This is a genomic window from Aeromicrobium wangtongii, assembly GCF_024584515.1.
In the GTDB taxonomy this organism is placed as follows: Bacteria; Actinomycetota; Actinomycetes; order Propionibacteriales; family Nocardioidaceae; genus Aeromicrobium; species Aeromicrobium wangtongii.
This window is the reverse complement of record NZ_CP102173.1, coordinates 856,051-880,786: the sequence shown is the minus strand read 5'-3', so window position 1 is coordinate 880,786 and position 24,736 is coordinate 856,051. Positions and strand designations below refer to the sequence as shown.

25 protein-coding genes are annotated in these 24,736 nt (G+C 70.0%); 12 read left to right on the top strand and 13 right to left on the bottom strand.

What is annotated here, in order from left to right; genetic code table 11:
* Positions 1-47: 47 nt before the first annotated feature.
* Together NQV15_RS04445 and mctP are read left to right on the top strand one after the other, a co-directional pair.
* Complete coding sequence (locus NQV15_RS04445; protein WP_232398401.1) at positions 48-326, top strand: DUF3311 domain-containing protein; 279 nt, start codon at positions 48-50, stop codon at positions 324-326.
* Positions 323-1,993 (top strand): monocarboxylate uptake permease MctP, encoded by a 1,671-nt coding sequence (gene mctP / locus NQV15_RS04440; RefSeq protein ID WP_232398400.1) that lies wholly within the window; start codon positions 323-325, stop codon positions 1,991-1,993. The genes NQV15_RS04445 and mctP overlap by 4 nt, the downstream gene beginning before the upstream one ends.
* A gap of 18 nt (positions 1,994-2,011) precedes the next feature.
* Here mctP and NQV15_RS04435 read toward each other — a convergent pair whose 3' ends face one another.
* The 3 genes from NQV15_RS04435 to NQV15_RS04425 are packed head-to-tail and all read right to left on the bottom strand — an operon-like array spanning position 2,012 to position 3,879.
* A complete protein-coding gene (locus NQV15_RS04435; RefSeq protein WP_232398399.1) occupies positions 2,012-2,182 on the bottom strand; it encodes a Trm112 family protein in 171 nt (56 codons plus the stop codon).
* A 9-nt stretch (positions 2,183-2,191) separates the two neighbouring features.
* The gene (locus NQV15_RS04430) at positions 2,192-3,553 is read right to left on the bottom strand and encodes a phosphomannomutase/phosphoglucomutase (RefSeq protein WP_232398398.1); all 1,362 of its coding nucleotides are present in this window, start codon (positions 3,551-3,553) and stop codon (positions 2,192-2,194) included.
* Positions 3,550-3,879, bottom strand: a complete 330-nt coding sequence (locus tag NQV15_RS04425; RefSeq protein WP_232398397.1) for a DUF3499 domain-containing protein — start codon at positions 3,877-3,879, stop codon at positions 3,550-3,552. The genes NQV15_RS04430 and NQV15_RS04425 overlap by 4 nt, the downstream gene beginning before the upstream one ends.
* 48 nt (positions 3,880-3,927) lie before the next feature.
* Between NQV15_RS04425 and NQV15_RS04420 the strand changes: the two genes are divergently transcribed.
* Positions 3,928-4,401 (top strand): metallopeptidase family protein, encoded by a 474-nt coding sequence (locus NQV15_RS04420; protein WP_232398396.1) that lies wholly within the window; start codon positions 3,928-3,930, stop codon positions 4,399-4,401.
* 10 nt (positions 4,402-4,411) lie between these two features.
* Here NQV15_RS04420 and NQV15_RS04415 read toward each other — a convergent pair whose 3' ends face one another.
* The 3 genes from NQV15_RS04415 to NQV15_RS04405 form a co-directional block, all read right to left on the bottom strand.
* Entirely contained in the window at positions 4,412-5,767 is a 1,356-nt protein-coding gene (locus NQV15_RS04415; protein WP_232398395.1) for a DUF5719 family protein, read from the bottom strand.
* Positions 5,764-8,562 carry a glycosyltransferase family 2 protein gene (locus tag NQV15_RS04410; protein WP_232398394.1) on the bottom strand — a complete coding sequence of 933 codons (2,799 nt, stop codon included), beginning with the start codon at positions 8,560-8,562 and terminating at the stop codon, positions 5,764-5,766. Before NQV15_RS04410 ends, NQV15_RS04415 begins: the two co-directional genes overlap by 4 nt.
* Positions 8,563-8,743: 181 nt before the next feature.
* Positions 8,744-8,998 (bottom strand): WhiB family transcriptional regulator, encoded by a 255-nt coding sequence (locus tag NQV15_RS04405; protein WP_056611083.1) that lies wholly within the window; start codon positions 8,996-8,998, stop codon positions 8,744-8,746.
* Between the two features lie 117 nt (positions 8,999-9,115).
* Between NQV15_RS04405 and NQV15_RS04400 the strand changes: the two genes are divergently transcribed.
* The 4 genes from NQV15_RS04400 (at position 9,116) to NQV15_RS04385 (ending at position 12,308) form a co-directional block, all read left to right on the top strand.
* Complete coding sequence (locus tag NQV15_RS04400; protein WP_232398393.1) at positions 9,116-9,886, top strand: 2-phospho-L-lactate transferase CofD family protein; 771 nt, start codon at positions 9,116-9,118, stop codon at positions 9,884-9,886.
* On the top strand, positions 9,883-10,548 hold the full coding sequence (locus NQV15_RS04395) for a TIGR03089 family protein (RefSeq protein ID WP_232398392.1): 666 nt from the start codon (positions 9,883-9,885) through the stop codon (positions 10,546-10,548). Before NQV15_RS04400 ends, NQV15_RS04395 begins: the two co-directional genes overlap by 4 nt.
* 82 nt (positions 10,549-10,630) lie before the next feature.
* The gene (locus tag NQV15_RS04390) at positions 10,631-11,527 is read left to right on the top strand and encodes an ABC transporter permease (protein ID WP_232398391.1); all 897 of its coding nucleotides are present in this window, start codon (positions 10,631-10,633) and stop codon (positions 11,525-11,527) included.
* Positions 11,517-12,308, top strand: coding sequence for an ABC transporter ATP-binding protein (locus tag NQV15_RS04385; RefSeq protein ID WP_232398390.1), 792 nt, complete (start codon positions 11,517-11,519; stop codon positions 12,306-12,308). The genes NQV15_RS04390 and NQV15_RS04385 overlap by 11 nt, the downstream gene beginning before the upstream one ends.
* A 10-nt stretch (positions 12,309-12,318) precedes the next feature.
* Here the strand turns inward: NQV15_RS04385 and NQV15_RS04380 are convergent, their stop codons facing one another.
* A complete protein-coding gene (locus NQV15_RS04380) occupies positions 12,319-13,773 on the bottom strand; it encodes an LCP family protein (RefSeq protein WP_232398389.1) in 1,455 nt (484 codons plus the stop codon).
* Positions 13,774-13,875: 102 nt separating this feature from the next.
* On the bottom strand, positions 13,876-15,339 hold the full coding sequence (locus NQV15_RS04375; RefSeq protein WP_232398388.1) for an LCP family protein: 1,464 nt from the start codon (positions 15,337-15,339) through the stop codon (positions 13,876-13,878).
* A gap of 158 nt (positions 15,340-15,497) precedes the next feature.
* Between NQV15_RS04375 and NQV15_RS04370 the strand changes: the two genes are divergently transcribed.
* The 4 genes from NQV15_RS04370 to NQV15_RS04355 are packed head-to-tail and all read left to right on the top strand — an operon-like array spanning position 15,498 to position 19,015.
* Positions 15,498-16,625, top strand: coding sequence for an LCP family protein (locus NQV15_RS04370; protein WP_232398387.1), 1,128 nt, complete (start codon positions 15,498-15,500; stop codon positions 16,623-16,625).
* Positions 16,626-16,648: 23 nt separating this feature from the next.
* Positions 16,649-17,608 (top strand): 2,3,4,5-tetrahydropyridine-2,6-dicarboxylate N-succinyltransferase, encoded by a 960-nt coding sequence (gene dapD, locus NQV15_RS04365; RefSeq protein ID WP_232398386.1) that lies wholly within the window; start codon positions 16,649-16,651, stop codon positions 17,606-17,608.
* Between the two features lie 9 nt (positions 17,609-17,617).
* Positions 17,618-18,442: a hypothetical protein gene (locus NQV15_RS18125; RefSeq protein WP_306459362.1), complete on the top strand. Its 825-nt coding sequence runs from the start codon at positions 17,618-17,620 to the stop codon at positions 18,440-18,442.
* A gap of 48 nt (positions 18,443-18,490) precedes the next feature.
* Complete coding sequence (locus tag NQV15_RS04355) at positions 18,491-19,015, top strand: DUF2243 domain-containing protein (protein ID WP_232398385.1); 525 nt, start codon at positions 18,491-18,493, stop codon at positions 19,013-19,015.
* Between the two features lie 5 nt (positions 19,016-19,020).
* On the opposite strand, the gene dapC is transcribed toward NQV15_RS04355, so the two are convergent.
* Positions 19,021-20,118 (bottom strand): succinyldiaminopimelate transaminase, encoded by a 1,098-nt coding sequence (gene dapC, locus NQV15_RS04350; protein ID WP_232398384.1) that lies wholly within the window; start codon positions 20,116-20,118, stop codon positions 19,021-19,023.
* A 6-nt stretch (positions 20,119-20,124) separates the two neighbouring features.
* Positions 20,125-20,448: a ferredoxin gene (gene fdxA, locus NQV15_RS04345; protein ID WP_232398383.1), complete on the bottom strand. Its 324-nt coding sequence runs from the start codon at positions 20,446-20,448 to the stop codon at positions 20,125-20,127.
* A gap of 96 nt (positions 20,449-20,544) precedes the next feature.
* Here fdxA and NQV15_RS04340 point away from each other — a divergent pair, with 96 nt between their 5' ends.
* Positions 20,545-21,501, top strand: coding sequence for a GNAT family N-acetyltransferase (locus NQV15_RS04340; RefSeq protein WP_232398382.1), 957 nt, complete (start codon positions 20,545-20,547; stop codon positions 21,499-21,501).
* A gap of 247 nt (positions 21,502-21,748) precedes the next feature.
* On the opposite strand, the gene NQV15_RS04335 is transcribed toward NQV15_RS04340, so the two are convergent.
* Genes NQV15_RS04335 through NQV15_RS04325 form a run of 3 tightly spaced genes read right to left on the bottom strand, consistent with a single transcriptional unit; the run spans position 21,749 to position 24,734 of the window.
* Positions 21,749-23,875, bottom strand: a complete 2,127-nt coding sequence (locus tag NQV15_RS04335) for a VanW family protein (RefSeq protein ID WP_232398381.1) — start codon at positions 23,873-23,875, stop codon at positions 21,749-21,751.
* A complete protein-coding gene (locus NQV15_RS04330; RefSeq protein WP_232398380.1) occupies positions 23,872-24,405 on the bottom strand; it encodes a flavin reductase family protein in 534 nt (177 codons plus the stop codon). The genes NQV15_RS04335 and NQV15_RS04330 overlap by 4 nt, the downstream gene beginning before the upstream one ends.
* A complete protein-coding gene (locus NQV15_RS04325) occupies positions 24,402-24,734 on the bottom strand; it encodes a hypothetical protein (protein ID WP_232398379.1) in 333 nt (110 codons plus the stop codon). Before NQV15_RS04325 ends, NQV15_RS04330 begins: the two co-directional genes overlap by 4 nt.
* Positions 24,735-24,736: the final 2 nt, after the last annotated feature.

Below are 24,736 nucleotides of genomic sequence, written 5' to 3'. Positions count from 1 at the left end.
GATCTCGGCGTGACGTGGGTCACGTCCGGGGAGGATCGGGGGATCCGATGCCAGAACACACACCGCCCGGAAAGGGCCCGCTGTACGCAGCCGGGGTCGCGCTGGCCATCGCCGTCGCGCTCCCCCTGCTCGTCTCGACGTACGCCCGGCGCGATCCTGAGCTCGCGGGCATCCCGTTCTTCTTCTGGTACCAGTTCGTGCTGGTCCTGGTCTCCGTCGTGCTGACCTCGATCGCGTACTGGCTGGTGATCGGTCACGAGCGGCAGCGGCGCCGGGCCGCGGGGCTCTCCACGGGCGGCAAGGACGGCAAGGACGGCGAGCGATGAATGACGTCGACCCGGTCGCACTGACCGTCTTCCTGTTCTTCTTCCTGCTCGTCACGGTGCTGGGGTTCCTGGCCGCCCGATGGCGCAAGGTCGGCGAGCTCGACAGCCTCGACGAGTGGGGGCTCGGCGGTCGCAGCTTCGGCACCTTCGTCGCGTGGTTCCTGATCGGCGGCGACATCTACACGGCCTACACCTTCATCGCGGTGCCGGCGACGCTCTACGCCGGGAGCGTGACGGGCTTCTTCGCGGTGCCGTACACGATCATCCTGTACCCCATCATCTTCATCTTCCTGCCGCGTCTGTGGTCGGTCTCGCACCGACGTTCGTACGTCACCCCCGCCGACTTCGTGCAGGGCCGCTTCGACTCCAAGACCTTGTCGCTCGCGATCGCCTTCACCGGCATCCTGGCGACCCTGCCCTACATCGCCCTGCAGCTCGTGGGCATCCAGGCGGTGCTGGACGTCATGGGCCTCGGCGGAGGCGACGACGCCAGCTGGTTCCGCAAGGACCTGCCGTTGTTCATCGCATTCGCCCTGCTCGCCGCCTACACGTACTCCTCAGGCCTGCGCGCGCCCGCGCTGATCGCCTTCGTCAAGGACACGTTGATCTACCTGGTGATCATCGTGGCCGTGATCTACCTGCCGACCCAGCTCGGCGGGTGGAGCGGCATCTTCGAGTCCGCCGAGAAGGCGTTCAGCTCGTTCAACAGCGACAACGCCGATGCGATCGCAGCCGGCGAGGCCAGCGCCAAGGGGCTCATTCCCGGGATGGGGGTCTCGCAGTGGGCCTACGCCTCCTTGTCGCTGGGCTCGGCGCTGGCCCTGTTCATGTATCCGCACTCGGTCACGGCGGTGCTGTCGACCAAGAACCGCAACATCATCCGCCGCAATGCCGCGCTGCTCCCGGCGTACTCGTTCCTGCTCGGGCTGCTGGCGCTGCTGGGCATCGCGGCGATCGCCGCCGGCATCCAGGTCAAGAATCCCCAGCTCGCGATCCCCCAGCTGTTCGAGCAGGAGTTCAGTCCCTGGTTCGCGGGCGTCGCGTTCGCGGCCATCGCGATCGGCGCGTTCGTCCCGGCAGCGATCATGTCGATCGCAGCGGCGAACCTGTGGACCCGCAACATCTACAAGGCGTACATCAACCCCGATGCGACCGATGCGCAGGAGTCGCAGCAGAGCAAGATCGCGTCCCTGCTGGTCAAGTTCGGCGCACTCGTGTTCGTGCTCGCGCTGCCCAAGGACTTCGCGATCAACCTGCAGCTGCTCGGTGGCATCTGGATCCTGCAGACGCTGCCGTCGATCGTCATCGGCCTCTACACGCGGTGGCTGCACCGGTACGCCCTGCTCGCCGGCTGGGCCGTCGGGATGGTGTGGGGCACGATCGCGGCCTACAACAAGCCCGTCGTGGGCAAGCCGGACTCGCACTTCGGCGGCTCGGTGGGGCCGCTGGAGGTCTTCGGGGTCCACATCAGCGAGAACCTGATCTACTTCGGGATCACGGCGCTGGTGCTGAACCTGCTGGTCGCGGTCGTCGGCACGGTCGTGTGCCAGGCCTTCGGCGTGGGTGCCGGGACGGACGAGACCCGGCCGGGCGACTACCTCGTGGACGCCGGGGACCCGCACGTCGCTGACGTGCTCGACCCGATCGCGACGCCCAAGCGCGTGTAGGCCCGGCGACGTCCGAGATCAGCTGATCGGACGTGCCTCGTCGACGAGCATCACCGGGATGTCCTTGCGGACGGGGTAGGCCAGGGCGCACGCATTGCAGACGAGCTCGCTGGCGTCGTCGTCGACGAACAGCGTGGCGCGGCACTGCGGGCACACGAGGATCTCCAGCAGGGCGGGGTCGAGGTTCATGGCTGCAGCCTACCGACGGATGACGGCCAGCACGTCGTCGCGCACCGCGGCCATGGTCGCTTCGTCGTCACCCTCGACGTTGAGCCGCAGCAACGGCTCGGTGTTGGACGCCCGGACGTTGAACCACCAGCTGTCGGCGGTGACGGTGAGCCCGTCCATCGTGTCCTGGTCGTGGTCGCCGTAGGTCTTGGTGAGCTCGGCGAGGATCGCCGGGCCGTCGGCGACGGTGCTGTTGATCTCGCCCGAGGCGACATAGCGCTCGTACTGTGCCATGAGCTCGGAGACGGTGCCGTCGGTCTCGGCGAGGGCGGCCATGACGTGCAGCGCCGCGATCATGCCGGAGTCGGCCAGGAAGAAGTCCTTGAAGTAGAAGTGCCCCGAGTGCTCTCCACCGAAGACCGCACCGGTGCGCGCCATCTCGGCCTTGATCAGCGAGTGCCCCACCGGTGTGCGGACGGCGGTGCCACCGTTCTCGGTGATGATCTCGGGCACGGCCTTGGAGGTGATGACGTTGTGCAGGATCGTCGCGCCGGGCGTCGTCAGGAGGGCGCGGTGCGCGATGAGGGCCGTGATGGCCGACGGCGAGACGACCTCGCCGCGCTCGTCGATGACGAAGCAGCGGTCGGCGTCGCCGTCGAAGGCCAGGCCGATGTCAGCACCGGTCTCGCGGACCTTGGCCTGCAGGTCGACCAGCGTCGAGTGGTCCAGCGGGTTGGCGTCGTGGTTCGGGAACGTGCCGTCCAGCTCGAAGTACATCGGCGTGAGCTCGACGTCCAGCGAGGCGAAGACCGACGGCACGGTGTGACCGGCCATGCCGTTGCCGGCGTCGGCCACGACCTTGAGCCGGCGACCGGCCGGGATCGGCACGATCTGGTGCAGATACTCCGCATAGCGCGTCAGGGCGTCGCGCTCCTCGTACGTCCCGGTCGGCTCGGGCAGCTCGCTGCGTCCCAGGAGCTCGGTCGCCTTCTCCGCGATCGCCCGGAGCCCCGAGTCGTAGCCGATCGGCTTGGCGCCGGCGCGGCACAGCTTGATGCCGTTGTACTGCGCGGGGTTGTGGCTGGCCGTGATCATCGCGCCGGGCAGGTCGAAGTCGCCGGAGGCGAAGTAGAGCAGATCGGTCGAGGCCAGCCCGATGCCGATCACGTTGCCGCCCTGCGCACGGACGCCGTCGGCGAAGGCGCGGACCAGCAGGGGCGAGGTGTCGCGCATGTCGTGCCCGATGACGGCCGCGCCGCGACCCTGGTCGATGCCGGTCTCGATCGCGAACGCCTCGCCCAGCGCGCGGGTCAGGTCGGCGTCGAGCTCGGCGGGTGACAGGCCACGGACGTCATAGGCCTTGACCACCTTCTCCAGACGGGGATCGATCACGAATCAGGCCTCACAAGTCGTAGGGACGGCGGACCGTCGGGGGCGGGGGCAGGGGGCCGGCCGGCCTCGCGGACGGCATCGGCGAGGGCGAGCAGGTCGTCGCGGCTGGGCTCGGCGGCGTCCGGGTCCGGGGCGAGCCTCAGCACGTGCCAGCCCTGGGGTGCGGACATGCGCTGCGCGTGCAGCTCGCACAGGTCGTACGTGTGCGGCTCGGCGTACGTCGCCAGCGGGCCGAGGACCGCCGTCTGGTCGGCGTAGACGTAGGTCAACGTCGCCACCGCTGCCTGTGAGCACGTGGATCGCGTGCACCGTCGAACTGTTCCCACGGGCCGAGGTTATCCGGCGGGCCACGCTCTGCGCGTTAGGCTCACCGCATGACCCGTGACTCGGCCGACGGCGCGACCTCGCGCTGGCGTGGGGTCGTCACCGGTCCGCGCCCCGGGCGGATGCGGGATCGACGCGGACGCGGACCGCGCGGGCCGATGGCGCTGCCGGGCCCGTTGTCGCCGCGCAGCGTGCCCGCGCACCGTCCGCCCAAGGCATCGTTCGACCTGTTGGTCGGCGAGGTGCTCGCGGCCCTCGAGCCCCACTTCACCGTCGAGCCCGACCAGGTGGAGGTCGTCGTCGAGGAGGCGCCGCTGCTGCCGCCGGAGTGGACCGACGACGTACCGCTCAGCATCGTCGCGCCGATTCCCGACGGGCACCGGATCATGCTGTTCCGCATCCCGATCACCCAGCGCTGCCTGACCAACGCGGACCTGGAGGATCTGGTGTGGACGATCGTCCTGGACCGGCTGGCCGAGGTGTGGCACATGTCGCCGGACGACCTGGACCCCCGACCCCGTTGACCTCGTCGGTTCAACCGGCCGGACGAACCTGCGGGGCGATGACCGACACCGGTGCGTCCTGCACCGCCAGCGAGCTGATCGCCTTGCCCTTGGTGTAGGTCGCCGCGGCGATCACCTGGCCCTTCGGCCGGAGCACCAGATAGGCGGCACCCTCGGCGTCCACGCCGGCCACCTGGGTGGCGCCGGCCCCGATCTCGACGGTCGACGACATCAGGGGCGCCATCTGGGCGTCGAACGCCTGGATCTCGACGGTGGCCGCGGGTCCGGGCGCGGTCAGGACGAGCTGCGGCACCCCACTGGCGGCACCGAGGTCGACCGGCACGACCGCCGGGCCGGTGAGCGGCACGGTCGGTTCGGCATAGGCGTAGTCCGCGGTCGTCGGCGCCATCCGCACCGTCGAGGAGATCGGCTGGTCGGACGTCAGGCGCAGCGCCAGCTCCGGCGACCCGGCGGTCCTGGGCACCGTGACGGCGCGCAGGGTCCCGGCCTCGACCGTGACCTGCTCGAGCCCGGCCGGGGTGAATGTCCCCTCGGGGCCGATGACCTGGACGTCGACCCGGGCGGTGGAGGTGCCCGGGTTCAGCACGAGCAGCGTGCGTCCGCTCGTGCCGCCGACCACGCCGCCGACGATCTGCTCGCGGCTCGGGCCCTGCGCGACCGAGATCGGCTCGGTGCCCTTGAACGTGGCCGTCGACGTGTCGTTGACGACGGCGGACACCGATCCGCGAAGACGCTGCACGCGCACCGCGACCTCGGACTCCCCCGCGGCCAGGCTGTCCAGCGGGATGCGGTTGACCGAGTGCGGCTCGATCACGACGCCCTTGGCGTCGACGGCGTCGATCTCGCCCGCCGGGCCCCACAGCGTCAGGTCGACGGCGGCCCGGGTGTCGCCCAGATTGGTGAGGATGAGCGTCGAGAAGTGCTTGCTTCCCGAGCCGAGGCCCAGCAGCCATGCGTCGTCCACGACGCCCGGGCACGGGCCGACGACGAGTCCGCCGCCGCCGGACCGCGGTGCTGTGCCGGCGAAGTAGCCCACCGCGCCGGAACCGCGGCCCGCCTGCTCCACGAGCACACCGGGGGCGTCGACGACACCCGTGCGCCACGACGTGGCGCCGCCGAGCCGGCCGTCGGGAGTCATGGCGGGCAGGACGCTGGCGGTGCCGGACGTTCCTGCCGTGACCTGTCCGGCCGCCACCGTGATGGCCGAGCCGGCCGGGCACGCATAGGCCGAGCGGGTCACCTCGACGGTGCCCGGCGCTCGGTCGCCCTTCGCCCGGTCGGCGCCGGAGGGCGCGAGCGTGGCCAGCACCACGAGCACGATCGCCACGACCGGCAGGGCCGCGGCGCGCAGATCTGCTGCGGTCATACGGTCACCACCTCGTCCTCCTCGTCGGACAGCGGCTCCGGATCGGTGCGGCGCCGCACGGGCGCCGTCAGGACGATGGCGGCGAGCCACAGCACCACCTGCACGCCCATGACGACGCGGTGCCACCAGGGCGCGGACGGCTGGACGAGATCGGGCTGCGGGACCAGCGTCCACACCCGTGATCTGGGATCGTCGCTGCCCGATGGCTCGAGCAACGGGGTGGCATCGATGCGGCGGGCCAGATCGGCATCGGCGTGCGGCGCGTAGATCGCGCCGATGCCAGCACCTGCGAGCGTCTCGACCTGGGGGCCGGTGGACTGGGCGAGCAGCCTGCGCACGGAGCTGGTGAGCGTGGACGACACCGACGACGGGGGCGCGAGGGCCTCCTGCCCCAGGAACGGGCCCTCCCCCCGGACGACCTCGTACTCCACGCCCGACGCGATGCTGCCGGTCAGGACGAGGGTGTCCCCGGGGCGGTCGGCGAGGAAGGCCGGGACGACGTCGCGGCGCGAGTCGTCGACCGGATCGCTCATGCCGCGGGCCACCCACCACACCCCGGTGCCGACCGGCATCACCAGCGCGACCACGACGGCCGCGATGATGGCCGGACGCTGCCAGGACGTCACCGCAGGGACCGCCAGCAGGACCGCCGTGGACAGACCGGCCAGCCACAGCGCTGCCGGTACTCCCACCCACGGGGTCACATCGGCCGGGGAGCCCGGCGTCGAGTACGTGACGAGCGTGCCCATCAGTGCCACCGCAAGACCCAGGAGGGCCACGAGCCACGCCAGCTGGACGCCCGGCCGGGTGGCGCGCGGGACCAGCGCCGCCACCGCGAGCACGATCAGCGTGACCGTCAGCCACAGCGGGGCCTCGCCGGGGCCGCCGGGCCGCCCGAGCACGACGTCCCGGACGGTCGCGGAGCCCGGCAGCGGCAGACCCGCCTCCCACCACATCCGCCACGGGCGCAGCGCCCGCTGGGCCACCCACGGGCCGAGCAGCAGCACCGGCACCACGATCGCGACCACGAGCTGGCGACCGACGCGACGCCCGCCGAGCCACCACAGGATCAGCAGGGCGACCAGGCCCAGCAGCAGGACGATCGGCGCGAATGCCGCCGCGAGCGCGATCCAGATGCCCAGTCGCAGCGCCGGCTGCCACCCCGGCCGGGCCACGAGCTGCCAGGCGCTGTTGGCGATGATCGGCACGATGATCAGTGCGATGACCGCGCCCAGGCGTCCCTGCGCCACGGCGCCGGTCGCGGCGACGGTCAGGCCGTACGCGACCGCCCACACGATCCGAGGCGCCCGGTGAGGGCTGATCAGGCGGCCGAAGCGGTGCGCGGACAGCGCGGCCAAGGGGACCGAGAAGACCATCAGGACCGTGATGACCAGGCCCGGGCTGAACCACACCGGGGTGGCGACCAGGGCCAGGGGCAGCGCGAACAGCGGGGGCAGAGAGGTGCTGCCCAGACCGATGTCGTGGTGGCTCTCGAACAGCAGCCCCCACCACTGCCCGGCCGAGGCGGGGGCGGGCAGCAGGGCGCCGCCGGCCAGACCGCCACCGAGCAGCCCACGGCCGGCGATCAACGACGCCAGGACGAGACCGAGCACCACCGTGAGCCACGGGCGCCGGATCAGCAGCGGCGGCTCGTCGTCGAGGTGCTCGTCCTCGTCGGGCGCGAGGTCGGGCCGGTTGGCTCGTCGTCCCGCGGACGGGGCCGCCTCGGGCTTGACCATCGCGCGGACCGTTTCGCGGATGACGTCGAACCCGTGCTGGTACGGCAGCCAGTACACCGGGAACAGGGCGCGGATGGCGCGCTGGGAACGTCTGGCCGTGCGGGCGCGTCGTCGCCGGGCGCGCAGGAGCCGCACCGGGTGCAGGTACGTCGACCGCAGGGCCAGCAGCTCGTCGCCGGCGGCCTCGGGGTCCTTGCCGATCAGCAGGCCGGTGACCCGCACGAGCGAGCTGATGAACAACCGCACGAGCTGCCACAGGAATCGCGGCAGGGAGGTGTTGGCCAGCAGGGTGAACAGCGCCGCGCGGCGCCGCTCCCAGTGCGGGACGTCGCCGTTGACGCGCGGGCGGGTGCCGCGCCGGCTCGCCTCGGCGTGGAAGATCACGGCTCCCGGCGCCGTCATGGCGCGGTGGCCGGCCCGGGCCAGCCGCCAGCCGAAGTCGACGTCGTCGAAGTACAGCGGCAGATCGGGGTCGAGACCGTCCAGCTCGTCCCAGACATCGCGCCGCACCAGCATCCCGGCGGTGTTGACCGCCAGGACGTCCCGCGGTCGGTCGTGCTGGCCGGCGTCCGGCTCGCCCGTCTCCAGGCCCGTCTCCCGCCCGCCGGTCGAGGTGATCGTCACGCCCACCTCGAGCAGGCGACGCAGCGACGGCCACTCGCGGATCTTCGGCCCGACCATCGCGATGTCGGGCGCCGAGGTCGCGATGTCGAGCAGGCCGGCCAGCGTGTCGGGCAGGACGGCGGCGTCATCGTGCAGCAGCCAGATCCAGTCGGTCCGCGGCAGGCGGGCGACGGCCTGGCGGACGGCGTCACCGAATCCGGTGCCGGGCGGGGCGTGCGTGACCAGGTCCGCGCCGAACGACTCGGTCAGCAGATCGGCACTGCCATCGCTCGAGTCGACGTCGACGACCTGCCACGCGGTCGGCGCGTGGTCCATGTGGCCGAACGATGCGAGCACCTTCGGGAGCCACCGGGCCCCGTTGTGGGCCACCAGCACGGCTCCGACGGTGGGCGGATCGTCGAGCCAAGGGCGCGTCGTCTCGGTCTCGTCCACGTGGATCGACTCTAGTGGACGACCGAAAGAACGCAGCGGTGCTGACTTAGCGCGGCATCCGCGCTTCGCTGACAAGGCGCCGGAGGGAAGGCGCACCGTCCTGGGGCACCTCCCGCGAGCGCAGCGAGTGGGGGAGGCGTCGACCTCCGAGCAACGCAGTCAGCGAAGATGCGGGGTCGCGCTAAGCGCGTTTTTTGAGCTTGCGGCGCTCACGCTCGGACAGCCCACCCCAGATGCCGAACCGCTCGTCGTGGGCCAGGGCGTAGTCGAGGCACTCGCCGCGGACGTCGCACGTCAGGCAGACGCGCTTGGCCTCGCGGGTCGATCCGCCCTTCTCGGGGAAGAACGCCTCGGGGTCTGTCTGGGCGCACAGGGCACGCTCCTGCCACATGAGTTCCTCATCGGGCTCGTGCGACAGTTCCAGATCGAATGACATACGTGGAATTACAGTCCTGTTGCCTCTCACATGTCAAGCCGAATGGCAAGATCCGTCGAATCTCCGGCGTGTCGCCCCGCCGCGCGACCGCCGTCGCGTGCCCGACACAATGGTCGGATGCGGATCACGCTCATCATCGGTGCCGACGGCGCCTCGTTCGCGCACGACCTCGCGACCCAGCTCGACCCCGGGGAGCTGACCGTCATCGCGCCCACGGTGCGTGACCACTGGTCGGCGTGGCTCAAGGCGTGCCCTGATCTGGACGCTCTCCTCGGGACGCCGGGCGTCACCCCGACCTATGGCGTCGCCGATCAGCTGCGGTCGATCGAGTACTCCCCCGAATGGCAGCGGACCAGTGACCAGGTCGTGGCCCACCGTCTGGTGCGCAGCGAGCTGATCGGCACGGGCTTCCGCCTGTCGGACGCCACGCTCGCCGCGGCGACGCGGGCCGACCTGCCGTACCGGCTGCTGCCGATGAGCGACGACCGCGCCGAGCTGCACGTCGTGGTCGGCGAGGACCAGCCCCGGGCGATCCACGTCGATGAGTACCTCGCCGATCCGGGCGCACACACACCGACCGAGACCGTCCTCGTCGCCGAGGCCTGGTCGGTGTCCCCGGCGGTCACGGCCGTGCTCGAGCAGACCGACGTCCTGGTGCTCGGCCCGTCGAGCCGCACGCTCGCGATCGATCCCGTGCTGCGCACGCCCGGGCTGCTCGACGCCGTGCGGGACGACCTCCCGGTGCTCGTCGTCGACCACGCCGACACCGCCCCGGCCGATCTGGTCCGGGTCGCCGGCCTGCGCGCCGCCGACCCGGGTGTCGCCGAACCGGTCCCGGCCGATGCCGCGGCGGTCGTGCACCGGGCCCGGTCGGTGGTGGTGTCGTGAGGACGCTCGACCAGCTGCTGCGGGGCGTGGCCGATCCCACTCAGCCGCTGATCACCTACTACGACATGTCCACCGGCGAGCGCGTCGAGCTCAGCACGGTCACGACGGCCAACTGGGTCGCCAAGACCAGCAACTTCCTGGTCGACGAGCTGGATGCCGAGCCGGGCACCCGCATCCGCATCGGGCTGCCCAGCCACTGGCTGACGATGGTGTGGATCCTCTCGGCGTGGAACGTCGCTGCAGCCGTCGTCGACCACGACGCCCAGATCGGCGTGAGCGGTCCGGAGCTCCAGGCCGACGAGCCGCACCGCGTGGCGGCGTCGCTGCGGCCCCTGGGTGGACGGTTCGCATCGCCTCCCCCGGGATTCCTCGACCTCGGTGCCGAGGTGCCAGGGCACGGGGACCACTTCGTGGCCCTCGACCCGCCGGAGGCGTCGAGCCTTGCGCTCGACCTGGAGGGCGAGCGCCTCAGCCACGCCGACGTGCTGACCGCCGCCCGGCCCAGCGACGTCCGGCGCGTCGTGGCGCCGGGCACGCTCCCCCGCGATGCGCAGCTGCTGGTCGACGCCTGCCTCGGTGGCGGGTCGCTCGTGCTCGTGGCATCGGCCACGTCCGAACAGATCTCCCGCGTGGCGGCTCAGGAGGGCGGCCTGCTCTCGTAGGGCGATCCTCTACACTCGACGAGGCCGATGAGGCATCGTTCCGCTAGGCCTCAACCGTCTGAACAGTAGGGACACCACACGAATGACAACCGCCGACGACGCGGCGCGCGCTGGCCTCACGAAGGTCGGAGGGCGCCCACCACTGGGTGAGTACGTCGCCGAGGTCTGGCGCCGTCGGTCATTCATCTTCTCCATGGCCCGGTTCAAGATCGAGTCCGAGAACCAGCAGAACTCGCTGGGCATGCTGTGGGTCGTCATCAAGCCGCTGCTCAACGCCCTCGTGTACGGCGCGGTCTTCGGCGTGCTGATCGGCACCGCCGGCCGTCCGCCGCACTTCGTGGAGTTCCTGATCATCGGCGTGTTCGTCTTCGAGTTCTTCGCCCAGTCGTGGTCCGCCGGTGGCAAGGCCATCACCAACAATGCCGCCCTCGTTCAGAGCCTGGCGTTCCCGCGGATGGTGCTGCCGCTGGCGGCGGTCACCCAGCAGTTCTTGAAGTTCCTGCCGACGATCGCGATCCTGCTGGTCTACCTGGTCGTGACGGGCAATCCCGTGGACTTCCACTGGCTCCTGATCGTGCCGCTGTTCATCCTGTACTACTTCTTCGTCTGTGGGCTCGCCCTGATCACCGCACGGCTGTCGGTCCACTGGCGCGACCTCAACAACTTCATCCCGTTCCTGACGCGGCTGTTCTTCTACACGACGGGCATCTTCTTCAGCATCGAGGAGCGGTTCGGCCCCCGCCCGCCGTCACCCAGCGAGCCCAATGGCTACGCGGGCCACGAGTGGCTCGTGCGGCTGACCGACTTCCAGCCCATCCACGAGTTCCTGAGCCTGGCCCGCGCCGCCCTCCTGCAGGGACCGACCTACGACATGAACCTCACCTACTGGGTCTACGCGACGCTGTGGACGATCGGCATGCTCGGCGTGGGCGTCTGGTTCTTCTGGCGTGCTGAGGAGAGGTACGGACGTGTCGACTGAGTCCCCCCAGGAGACGGTGATGGAGCCGGCGGCCGACCGCAGGCCGGTCGTGATCGTCGACGACGTCCACGTCGAGTACAAGGTCTTCGCGACGGGCAAGCGTCCGTCCGCAGCCGACCGCCGCTCGCTGAAGCAGCTGCGTGTCAAGGGCAAGCAGATGCGCACCGTCCACGCCCTCAAGGGGGTGTCGTTCACGGCGTACGCCAACGACAGCATCGGCGTCATCGGCACCAACGGCTCGGGCAAGTCGACGCTGATGCGCGCCATCGCGGGCCTCACGCCCACGAGCCGCGGAGCGATCTACTCGCAGTCCCGCCCCAGCCTGCTGGGCGTCGGCGCCGCGCTGCTCAAGGATCTGTCCGGTGAGCGCAACATCATCCTGGGCGGCCTCGCGATGGGCTTCACGTTGCCTGAGATCGAGGCCCGCTACGACGACATCGTGAAGTTCGCGGGGCTCGAGAAGTTCATCGACCTGCCGATGCGCGCGTACTCCTCGGGCATGACCGCCCGCCTCAAGTTCGCGATCGCCAGCATGGCGACGCACGAGATCCTGATCGTCGACGAGGCGCTCGCGGTCGGTGACCGCACCTTCCGCCAGCGCAGCGAGGCCCGCATCCGCGACATCCGCGACAATGCCGGCACCGTCTTCCTGGTCAGCCACTCGATGCAGTCCATCCGCGAGACCTGCAGCCGGGTGATCTGGCTCGACCAGGGCACGCTGATGATGGACGGCGAGACCGACGAGGTCATCAAGGCCTACCACGCCGCTCAGGACAAGTAACCCGCTCTGCTCAGCAGGCGGACTTGAGGTCCTCGGCGTTGTTGGCCGCGCGTCCCTCGGTCGGCGAGACGGTCGTGGGCGCCGTGGGCGCCGGTGCGGTCGTCGTGCCGGTGGGGGTGCCCGGCGCCGGCTTCGCGACCTTGCCCTCCGACGTACGGATCGCCTGGCGGATCGCTGCGTGGATCGCCTCGTAGTCCGGCGTCACGGTGTTGAACTCCGGCGGGACGATCGAGACGGTGCGGATCTGCTTGCCGCGGGCCTTGAGGGCCAGATCGGCGAACTGTCCCAGCTCCTGCTGGGGGATGCTGGTGCTGAGCAGCTCCTTGCCCGAGGAGGCGATCTGGGTCGCGTTCTTGAGCACCGTGGCGGGACTGAGCTGATCGACCATCGCCGCCATCAGGCACTTCTGACGTCCCATGCGGGCGTAGTCGTCGGACTGGACGCGGCTGCGGGCGTACCAGAGCGCCTTCTGCCCGTTGAGCTTCTGGCGCCCCGGCTCGATGTAGATGTTCTTGTACGCGTCAGCCTGGCCGAACATCGCGATGCGGCTCTTGACGTCCATCTCGACACCGCCGACGGCGTCCACCAGGCCCTTGAAGCCGTTGAGGTTGACCATCACGTAGTAGTTGATCTTCAGGCCCGTGGCGCCGCGGATGGCGTCGATCGTGGCGTCCAGGCCCGGGTCCTTGCTGCTGGGGTACAGATCGGTGCGGTTCTGCGCCGTGGTGTGCACGGCGTTGAGCAGGCACTCGGCCCCGCAGTTGAACCCGTACGGGTACAGGGCGTGCATCGGGGAGCTCTTCGGGAACGGGACGTTCTGCAGGTTGCGGGGCAAGGACACCATGACCGACTTGCCGGTGTTGGCATCGACGCTCAGCACCGTCAGTGAGTCCGGACGGATGCCGGTGCGGTCCTCACGGGCGTCCGAGCCGACCAGCAGGATGTTGTAGCGCCCCTGCAGCGGGGTCGAGGTCTTGGTCTCCGGGAAGACCTCCTGCACGACGCTGCGCTGGACCTGGATGAGCTGGGAGGCGAAGGCCGTCGATCCCGCGACGCTGCCGATGATGGCCAGGTTGACCACGGTCACGACCGCCGCGCGGGCGAACGTCAGGCGAACGGGCGAGCCGAGGCGCCACGCGTCGACGAACAGCACCAGCCACAGCAGCGCGACCACGACCATCCCGACCCGCGTCGCCATCAGGACGTCCGGATCGGTGAACCAGCCGAGCACCTGGGCGCGGTCCGAGCGGAAGGTCGCATAGGTGTACGCGGCGCCGGCGATGGCCAGCAGCCAGGCACCGATCGCGGTCCAGCCCATGACCCGCTTGCCCATGGCCAGCTGGGCCGATCCGGGCACGACGATCGTCATGATGCACAGCGCCAGGACGCGACGGAAACGGACACGGGGCGAGTCCAGATGGCGGTCCTGGTAGCCACGGCCCAGAAGGCTCGCGCGATGCGTCATGATTCCTCGAGAAAGTGCCGTGCGGGAGCCCCATTGTGCCTGATGCCGCCCACGGCCGCCGCGCGGACCGTCACGATCTCAGTCAGTCCTCAGCCGAGGGCGTCAGCAGGTGCTGCCCAGGTCCGAGGTCTGGTTGGCCTTGACGGGGTCCTTCTTCTTCGCAGCGACCTTGGCCTGCGCCTTCTGCTGCTCGGTCTGCGGCATCGTCAGGGTCGCGGTGACGAGCTGCGCCGGCTTGGCCGGCTTCTTGCCCTCGGCCTCGTCGATCGCCGCGCTGATCATGCGGCGGACCTTCTTGTAGTCGGGGTTGCCGGTGTAGATGACCGGCGGGACGAGCGACACGGTCGAGACCTTCTGCGACTTGGCCTTCAGCGCCAGGTCCATGAAGACACCCAGGTCCTGCTGGGCGATGTCGGTGGTCAGCAGCGCCTTGCTGGAGTCGGCGATCTTCTCGACGTTCATCAGCACCTTCTTGGGGCTGAGCTGCTGCAGCATCGCGTTCATGACGCACTTCTGGCGACCCATGCGCGAGAAGTCGTTGTTCAGCACCCGGCTGCGTGAGTACCACAGCGCCTGGTCGCCGGTGAGCTTCTTCTTGCCCGGCTCGATGTAGCCGCGGATGGGCGAGCCGATGCCGCCGATCGCGGTGCGCTCGCGCACGTTCATCGTCACGCCACCCACCGCGTCGATCAGCTTGGAGAAGCCGTGCATGTTGACCAGCGCGTAGTAGTTCATCTTGAGGCCGGTGATCTGCTCGACCGCGTCCATCGTGGCCTTGATCCCCGGCTCCTTGGTGCCGAACAGGTCGGCATGGTTGTTGGCCCAGGTGTTGACCGCGTTGAGGTAGTTGCCCTCGCCGGTGAATCCGTCGGGGAATGCCTTGTGCATGACCGAACCGGGCTTGAACGGGACGTCCTCGAGGTTGCGCGGCAGGCCGATCAGCACGGTGCGGCCGGTGTCCTTGTCGATGCTGGCGACCGTGAGCGAGTCGGGACGGACGCCACTGCGGTCGGGGCCGGAGTCGCCGCCGAGCAGCAGCACGTTGTACCGGCCGTCAGCGGGCGCCGAGGTCGTGCTGGAGGCGAAGACCGTGCCGATGAACGAGCTCTGGACGGCGACGAGGTGGGCGGCGAAGAACATCGCCCCGGCCGTGACGAAGCACAACGCGCTGTTGAGGCCGGCGGCCCAGATCTGGTGGCCGCGCTTCAGCTCCGTGGGCCGGCCGAGACGCCAGGCATCGATGATCAGGGCGACCCAGGCGACCGCGCCCGCGATCAGCACCCAGCGGCCGAGCGTGAGCAGCCGGGGGTTCGTCATGAGGGAGAACAGTCCGGTGCGCGAGGTGATCGACACCAGCAGCAGCACCAGTCCGACGGCCAGGAACCCCATCCAGATGCGCAGGCTGATGCGACCGATGCGCTTGTTGCCCGCCACGAGCTGGGCGGAGCCGGGCATGACCAACGTCATCCCGGTCAAGGTCAGGGCGCGGCGGAACTGGATACGGGCCGAGGTGTCGGCGGGCCGGTCGTACGAGCCGCCGATGACACTCGAGCGAACGTCAGACATGATGTCCTCACGTGGGGAAGAGGCTGGAGGTGCTTGCCCAGTATCCACACAAAGTCTCAATCCAAGGTTGAGGGCGCGCCGCGACACGCCGAATTTTCGGGCGCGTCCCAGCCCCGGGATGCGCGGCTGGTTCCGGCCGGTCCGGTACGGTCTTCTGCATGTCAGACGAACGCCCGCAGGGCAGCTACGGGTGGCTCTACGGCGACGACGACAAGAGCCGTCCGGCACCCGGCACGACCACCTCGAAGCTTCCCCCGCCGCAGCTGCCACCCCCCAACCTGCCGCCGCCGGGACGCCAGTCCGGCGGTGAGGAGCCGCCCGGCGCCCCCAGGAAGCGCAGGAGCGGTCGACGGATCCTCGGGATCCTGCTGCTGGCCTGGATCGTGTTCCTGGTGGCCGTACCCGTCTGGGCCTGGGGCAAGATCGCCAAGGTCGATGCCGAGCCGGGCGGGGAGCGTCCCGCCGCGCAGTCCGGGACGACCTACCTGCTGGTGGGGTCGGACAGCCGCCGCGGCCTGACCAAGGCCGAGCAGAAGGAGCTGTCCACCGGTGGCGACGGCGGTGGCCGTGGTCGCACCGACACGATCATGATGCTGCACACCGGCAGCGGGCCGAGCGTCCTGATGTCGATCCCGCGGGACTCGATCGTGCAGATCCCCGGCTACGGGCGCACCAAGATCAACGCCGCCTACGCCTACGGCGGCCCCAAGCTGCTGGTCAAGACGATCGAGGACAACACCGGCATCCGGGTCGACGACTACGTCGAGGTCGGTTTCGGCGGTCTCGTCAAGGTCGTCGACTCGATGGGTGGCGTCGAGATCTGCCCCAAGCAGGATCTCAAGGACAAGGACTCCGGCCTCGACGTCAAGAAGGGCTGCCAGACCGCCGACGGCCGCACCGCGCTGGCGTACTCGCGCAACCGGCACTCGTACTCGACGCAGGACATCCAGCGGGTCCAGAGCCAGCGCGAGGTGCTCGGCTCGATCGCGAGCGAGGCCAAGTCGCCGTGGACCATCCTCAACCCCGTCCGCTACGCCAAGGTCGCCTCCGGCGCGTCCGGGTCGCTGACGATCGGTGAGAACGTCGGGCCGATCTCGCTGGGCCGGTTCGCGTGGTCGCTGTCGGCGGCGATGAGCGGCAAGGGCCTGAACTGCACGGTCCCGCTGAAGGACTTCGCGGTGACGTGGGACCCGGTGCGGGCGCCCAAGATGTTCGATCTCATCGCCAAGGACCGCAGCTCCGACATCGGCTCGTTGTGCACCAAGGACGGACTGCCGAAGTCCTAGCGGGTGACCTATAGGTTGTCCGCATGACTTCTGTGGAACACGCGACCCCCGAGCAGGCGGGCGCGCACGCGTACGGACTGGCGACCCTGACGGCCGACGGCACGGTGCTGGATGTCTGGTACCCGCGTCCCGAGCTGGGTGCCGCACCCGACACCGGTACCGAGCCGACCGACCTGACCGCCCTGGAGGGCGACGACCCGGTTCGCGACGTCACCAAGGTCGTGGTGCACACCATCATCGAGGACCTGCAGGCCGCGCCCGTCGATGCCTACGACGTGTGGCTGCGCCTGCACCTGCTCTCGCACCGCCTGGTCAAGCCGCACGGCCTCAGCCTGGACGGACAGTTCGGACTGCTCGCGAACGTCGTGTGGACGTCGATCGGGCCCTGCGCGGTCGCCGACTTCGAGCTGACCCGGGCGCGGGCGCGTGCCGCCGGCCAGCACCTGCAGGTCACCAGTGTCGACAAGTTCCCCCGCATGACCGACTACGTGGTTCCCAGCGGCGTCCGCATCGGCGACGCCGACCGGGTCCGTCTCGGTGCGCACCTGGCGGAGGGCACGACCGTCATGCACGAGGGATTCGTCAACTTCAACGCCGGCACGCTCGGCACCGCGATGGTCGAGGGACGCATCTCGGCCGGTGTGGTCGTCGGCAACGGTTCGGACGTGGGCGGCGGCGCCTCCATCATGGGCACGCTGTCCGGTGGCGGCAAGGAGGTCATCCGGGTCGGTGAGAACTGCCTGATCGGCGCCAACGCTGGCATCGGCATCTCGCTGGGCAATGACTGCGTCGTCGCGGCCGGCACCTACGTCACCGCGGGCTCGAAGGTCACGACGCCCGACGGCACCGTCGTCAAGGCATCGGAGCTGTCCGGCCAGGACGGCATCCTGTTCCTCGTCGACAGCCAGACCGGTGTGCTGCAGGCCCGGCCCCGCGGCGCTCGCACGGGCATCGAGCTCAACGCGGCCTTGCACGCGAACTAGCCCGAGCCGGTGAAGTTCCGCTGGTTCGTGGGGCTGGGACTGGTCCTGGCCCTGGTGCTGTTCGGGACGGCGGTGCGCGACCGTGCGCCGCTGCGGGCCGAGTTCTGCGTGGCCGAGGTCGGAGAGACCCGTGCACAGGTCGATCTGGAGCAGGGACGGTGGGCATCGCTGATCGCGGCGATCGCCCAGCAGCGCGGCCTGCCCCCGCGCGCCACGACGATCGCGATCGCCACGGCGTTCCAGGAGTCCAAGATCCACAACATCGACTACGGGGACCGTGACTCCGTCGGACTGTTCCAGCAGCGTCCCTCGCAGGGGTGGGGAACCGTCGCCCAGATCATGGACCCCCACTACTCGATCGGGGCCTTCTACGACGCCTTGGTGAAGGTGCGCGGCTACGAGTCGATGATCATCAACGACGCCGCGCAGCTGGTGCAGCGCTCGGGACACCCCGGCGCCTACGCCCAGCACGAGGACTACGCCCGCGCCCTCGCGTCGTCGCTGCGCGGGTACAGCCCGGCGAAGTTCACCTGCCAGATCAACCCGGGCTCGATCGGCAGCACGACAGCCGTCGTCGACGACGTCAGGGCGGCGTTCGGCGACATCACCGTCACCCGCAAGGGCGACAGCGCCTCCTGGCCGTTGAGCGGGCGTCCCGATGACGTCGAGGCGCGTGGATGGGCCATCGCGCACTATCTGGTCGGGCAGGCGTCCGCCCGGGGCATCAGCAAGATCTCGTTCGACGGGCGGACGTGGACGGCGGCGCACTCCGACCGGGGCTGGGCCGAGGATCCGAAGGCATCGCGGTCCGTCGTGCGCGCGACGACCAACTAGCCGTCCTCCCCCGGTTGCGGCGGGGCGAGTTCCACGTACGGTCCAAGCATGAGCCACCCGATGAGCGACACCCACCGGGGCGAGCTGCCGTCCAGGACCGGCGGGCTGCTGATGGGCATCGGCTTCGGCGGCTTCGTCGACGGCATCGTGCTGCACCAGATCCTGCAATGGCACCACATGCTGAGCCACGAGGAGTCGATGAAGACCGTGGCCGGGCTCGAGGTCAACACCCTGGCGGACGGCTTCTTCCACGCCGCCACCTGGATCTTCGTGCTGGCGGGCTCCATCGCGATGCTGATCAGCTGGCGGCAGGGCCGGCTCTCACCCAATCTGCCGTTCCACCTGGGGCTGCTGCTGACCGGGTGGGGGCTGTTCAACGTCGTCGAGGGCGTCGTCGACCACCACATCCTGCAGCTGCACCACGTCCGGGACGACCTGGGAGCGCCGCTGTCGTGGGACCTCGGGTTCCTGGCGTTCGGCGTCGCGCTGGTGGTCGGCGGCTGGCTGCTGCACCGCCGGGGCGTGGCCGCCCTGGAGCGCCGGCAGGCAGCGCTGTCCCGGCGCGCCGCCTAGTTCGTTCAGGCCGTCAGACGCTCGACGGCCGCCGCGATGCGATCGTCCGTGGCGGTGAAGGCGACCCGGACGTGCTGGGCTCCGGCGGACCCGTAGAACTCCCCCGGCGCGACCAGGATGCCGCGCTCGGCCAGCCACGCGACGGTGTCGCGGCACGGCTCCCCCCGGGTCGCCCAGAGGTAGAGGGCCCCTTGGGAGTGCTCGACCGTGAATCCGGCCGACTCCAGTGCCGCTCGCAGGTCAGCGCGACGCGCCGCGTACACCTGCTGCTGCTCCTGGACGTGGGTGTCGTCGGCCAGCGCGGCCGTCATGGCTGCCTGCACCGGCGTCGGGAGCATGAAGCCCAGGTGCTTGCGGACGGCCAGGAGCTCGTCGACGACCGCCTGGTCACCCACCACGAAGGCATCGCGGTAGCCGGCCAGGTTGGACCGCTTGGACAGCGAGTGCACCGCGAGCAGACCGTCGAAGCTGCCGCCGCAGATGTCGGGGTGCAGGACCGAGAACGGCTCGTCGTCCCAGGCGAACTCCAGGTAGCACTCGTCCGAGACGAGCAGCGCGCCCCGCTCACGGGCGAACTCGACGACCTTGCGCAGGTGGTCCTTGCCCAGGATGCGTCCGTGCGGGTTGGCCGGCGAGTTCAGGTAGATGAGGGCCGGCTTGCGCGGGCCGATCGCGATCGTCGAGTCGGCGGCCAGCACCTCGCAGCCGGCGTACCGCGCACCGACCTCGTAGGTCGGGTAGGCCAGCTCGGGGATCACGACCAGATCGCCCGCGCCCAGACCCAGCTGCATCGGCAGATTGGCGATGAGCTCCTTGGAGCCGACCGTCGGCAGCACCTGCGACGGGCTCAGGCCGGTGATCTCGAAGCGCCGCTCGAGCCAGTCGACGGCGGCCTGCCGCAACGACTCCGGTCCGAACACGGTCGGGTAGCCCGGTGAGTCGGCAGCACCGACCAGCGCCTCGCGCGCCACCTCGGGCGTCGGGTCGACCGGGGTGCCGATCGACAGGTCGACGATCCCGCCGGGATGCTCGGCGGCGCGTGCCTTCGCGCCGGCGATCGTGTCCCACGGGAACTCCGGGAAGCGCTCGGACACACGAGCCATGCGGAGCTACTCCTGGTTCTGCGGAGGGAGCGCCGCGATCATCGGGTGGTCCTTGTCGATGACGCCGAGCTTGGCGGCGCCTCCGGGGGACCCGAGATCGTCGAAGAAGTTCACGTTCGCGCCGTAGTAGTCCTTCCACTCCGGCGGCGTGTCGTCCTCGTAGAAGATGGCCTCGACCGGGCAGACCGGCTCACAGGCGCCGCAGTCCACGCACTCGTCGGGCTGGATGTAGAGCATCCGCTTGCCCTCGTAGATGCAGTCGACGGGACATTCGTCCACACATGCGCGGTCCTTGATGTCCACACACGGCTGGGCGATCACGTACGTCACGAGCATTTCTCCTTCGACAGGCTGACATCAGTATCCCGTCACGGCCTCAGGACCCTGAAGTCAGGTCCGCCTCAGCCGGCATGGAAGTCTTTGATCATGACTCTAGACGCTCAGGAGGTCGGCTCGCGCATCGTCGTCCGCCATGAGACGGGCGGTGTCGGTCCGAGCGGCGGACCGGAGATGACCGATGTGATCGGCCACGTCCTGTCGGTGCACGACGACACCGTGACGCTCGAGCTGCGGGACGGGCGGACGGCCGACATCGCCGTGGCGACGATCGTGACCTGGAAGCGCGTGCCCGACCGTCCGGTCCGGCGGCGGCGCGCCGTCGCGGTGGACGCCGAGGAGCTGACCCGCATCACCTCGCGCGGCTGGCCGGCGATCGAGTCGGCACCGCTGGGTGAGTGGGAGCTGCGGGCGTCGGGCGGCTTCACGGGCCGTGCGAACTCCGTCGCGGTGACGGGCTCGCCGGGCGTCCCGTTCGACCGTGCCCTGGCAGAGGTCGAGCGGTTCTACGCGCAGCGCTCGCTGCCGGCCCAGGCCCAGGTCATCGTGGACTCGCCGCAGGAGCGGTCGTTCGCGGACGCGGGCTGGGTGCGCAAGCAGGGGTACTTCGGCGGGGCGGTCGTGCAGGTGGCCGATCTGGGGCCGGCGCACCAGGCCGATCCGGACGCCCGGGTGGCGGCCACCGCCGATGACGACTGGCTGGCCGGCTACGGACGGGTCGACGACGCCGCCATCGCGCGAGCCGTGATGGAGCGTCCGGCGAAGGTCGCCTTCGTCTCGATCGGCGCGCCGACGGTCGCGATCGGGCGGGTCGTGGTGACCGGCGAGTGGGCCGGGCTGTCGGCGGTCGAGGTGCGTCCGGAGGCCCGGCGCCAGGGTCTGGCCCGGCGCATCGTCGAGACGTCCCTGGCCTGGGCCCTCGAGCGCGGCGCCGACAAGGCGTACCTGCAGACCATGCGCTCCAACACCGCAGCCCTCGCCCTCTACGCCCCCTACGGCTTCGTCGACCACCACGACTACGTCTACCTCGAACCCCCCATCCGCTGACGCGTGGCTTCCGCACGCTGACGCGTGGCTTACGCACGCTGACGCGTGGCTTACGCACGCTGACGCGTGAGTTCCGAACGCTGACGCGTGAGTTCCGAACGCTGACGCGTGAGTTCCGAACGCTGAAACACGCGCCTCACGGTGCGCAACCCACGCGTCGCCGTGCGCAACCCACGCGTCGCCGCGCGTAACCCACGCTTCGCCGTGCGTAACCCACGCGTCGCCGTGCGCAAGCCACGCCTCGGCGTCAGTCGTCCGACTTCTTGGGCTTCTTGGGCTCGGGCTTCTTGCCGCAGATGACGCGGTCGGCGGCCTGGTAGTTGGCCGTGTCCTTCTCGGTCTTGACGACCTTGCCGTCCTTGATGAACTTGCGGATGATGTCGATGTCGAAGCCCTGGACCGGCGCCTGCGACACGCACCGGTTGGTGTCGTCGTACTGCGTGCCGGGGGTGCGGCCGTTGCGGCGCGGTGACGCGCTCGCCTCGATCTTGTCCCACACCTTCGTGCTCCACAGCTCGACGTGCATGCTGCCCGGCGACGACGGGGTGCTCTTCTTGACGTAGGAGCGGATCAGCACGCCGTAGTCGGTGGGATTCTTCCAGCGCAGGTCGAGGCTGCCGAAGTACACCGTCGCCTCGCGTCCGACCGGGTAGCGGTCGATGTAGAACGCGTGCGGGTGGTGCTCGACGTCCTCCATGCCGGCGAAGAAGCCCGCGTTGTACATCGTCGTGGCCACCTGCGACACGCCGCCACCGAGCTCCTCACGGAACACGCCGCCGTTGATGACCGTGCCGGTCACGAAGCCGTTGGCCTCGGTCCGCTCCCCCACGACGTCATTGAAGCTGAACGTCTCACCGGGCTTGATGATCGTGCCGTCGATCAGCTCGGCGGCACGCCCCTGGTTGGTGTTGCGGTACTCCGCGTACGGGAACTGCGTCTTGAACTCACCGATCTTCTCGGTGATCTTCAGCGCCTTCGCGTCCTCGGTCGTGAACTGCGGCTCGACGACCTTCGCCTCGACCGCGACCGAACGGGCGTCGCCGGTCTGCGTGAGGGCCGGGATCAGCTTTGTGGCCATCTCCTCGGGCTGCAGGCCCACGCCCTGCTTGCCGGGCACGACGACCGGCTTGCCGCCCTGGATCTTGACCGTGGCGTCGACGGCCTTGGTGCCGATGCCGGTCGTGGAGTCGGTGAGCGGGCCGGCGAGCTTGTCGGGGTCCAGGTGGGGCGCGAGCGCGCCGTCCCGGACACGGATCGACAGGGCCGGCGCGTACGCGGTCACCGGCAGCGCGACCGACTTGTCACCCACCTTCAGCGTCACCGGACCGCTGACGGCCGGCTCGGCGATCGTCGTCATCGCGGTGGCCAGGTCGTCGGCGTCGACCGTCGGCTCGACGGGCACCGTGGGCACCTCGATGGGCTCGTCGCTGACCAGGTAGGCCGCGCGGATCGCGGCCGCGGTGTCCTCGCGGGACATCACCAGTCCGGCCTTGGGCTGCCGTGCCTTCGGTTTCGCGTCGGGAAAGGTCACCTGGGGCTCGACCACCGGGACGTCGACCGACTCCCCGATCGCGGCGACAGCGCTCGACAGGGCGTCCTCGTCGACGGTGAGCGCGGGGGGGTGATCGTGCTTGCCGATGAACAGCGCCACCATGTCGCGCGGGTCCCAGCTGCGGGCGCCGCCCGCCTCGTCGACGGACCGGTCGACATCCAGCGCGAGGCCCGCGGCGGACGGCTTGACCGTGAACGTCTTCTTGCCGTGCACCAGCTCGATCTCGCGGTCCTCGTTCGGAGTCAACGCCGCGTCGACGGCCTCGCGCGCCGCGGCCGGGCTCATGCCCGACACGTCGACTCCGCCGATCGTGGCCTGCGCCGGCATGCGGCTGCCGGTCAAGAAGTACCCGGCGACATAGGCCGCGCCGACGAGGACCAGGACTGCCAGCAGGAGGTACCTGCCCCAGTGCCGCGAGGACGCCGGCGCGTCGTCGCCACCGGTGCCGTCGCCGATGCCGTCACCCTCGGTGGGGGCAGCACCGCGTGCCGGCGGCTCGGGCTCCCAGTCATCACTGACCGCATGCGCCGGGATGACGAGGTGCTCCTCCTCGCGGACCTCCTCCTCGGCCACCGGCTCCTCGGCCACCGGCTCGTCGGCCACCGCCTCCTCCTCGGGCACGGGCTCGTCCTTCACCAGCTCGTCCTCCACGGGCTCATCGGGCACCGGCTCGTCCTCGACCGGGACGTCGACCGGTGCGGCTTCTTCTTCCTCGGACAGATCCAGCTCGTCGCTCTCGATGACCAGCGCGGCCTCGGCCAGGGGGACGTCCTCGGCCGACTGGTCCGCGCCACGTACGGAGCGCTTCGAGTCCTCGCTCATGCGTCATCCACCTCGATGGTCTTCTCGGAGTCAGGCGAGCGCACGATCGTGCCGTAGTGCGAGCGGTAGTACAGCAGCGGGTCGTCGAGGTCGTCGCGCACCCCGGCCCCCGTCACGGCACCGATCAAGATGGTGTGGTCGCCGCCGTCGACGACGCTGTCCGTCGTGCACTCCAGCCACGCCAGCGACTGGTCGAGCAGGATGACCCCCGCGTCTCCGCGGCGGTGCGCGATGGTGTCGAACTGGGTCTCCAGCGGCCGGCCCCGGTGGGCGAACCACGCGGACGCCGCCATGCCTTCCTCGGCCAGGATCGACACCCCCCACACTCCGCTGTCCAGGACGGCGTCGTGGAACCGGCTGCTCTTGTGCGAGCAGACCAGCACGAGCGGCGGGTCGAGCGACACCGAGCAGAACGCGCTGGCGGTCATGGCGTGGTCGATCCCGTCCAGGACGGTCGTCACCACCGTCACACCGCTGGCGAAGCGACCGAGGGCGCCGCGAAATGCTGTCTGGTCCACCATCTCGGTCATCGCGCCAGCCTAGGGTGAATCGAGATGCCCAGGACGATGGCCCCCAGGCCGCCGCCGGTGAATGTCAGCCCCAGCCAGTCGGACGCGACCAGATAGCTGCCGTCCGGCGACCACTGCAAGGCCAGCAGGACCAGCGCCCAGCCGAGCGCGAACCACGCGCCCCCGACGCGTGAGAAGCCACCCGCCGCCAGGGTCACCAGCAGGGTCAGCGCCAGGACGACGACCAGTCCCCACGGCCATGACACGTCCGCCGCCCGCCACGTCTGCCGGTGCAGCACGGCACCGAGCAGGCACACGTAGGCCCCGAGAACCACCAAAGCAGCACGCATCA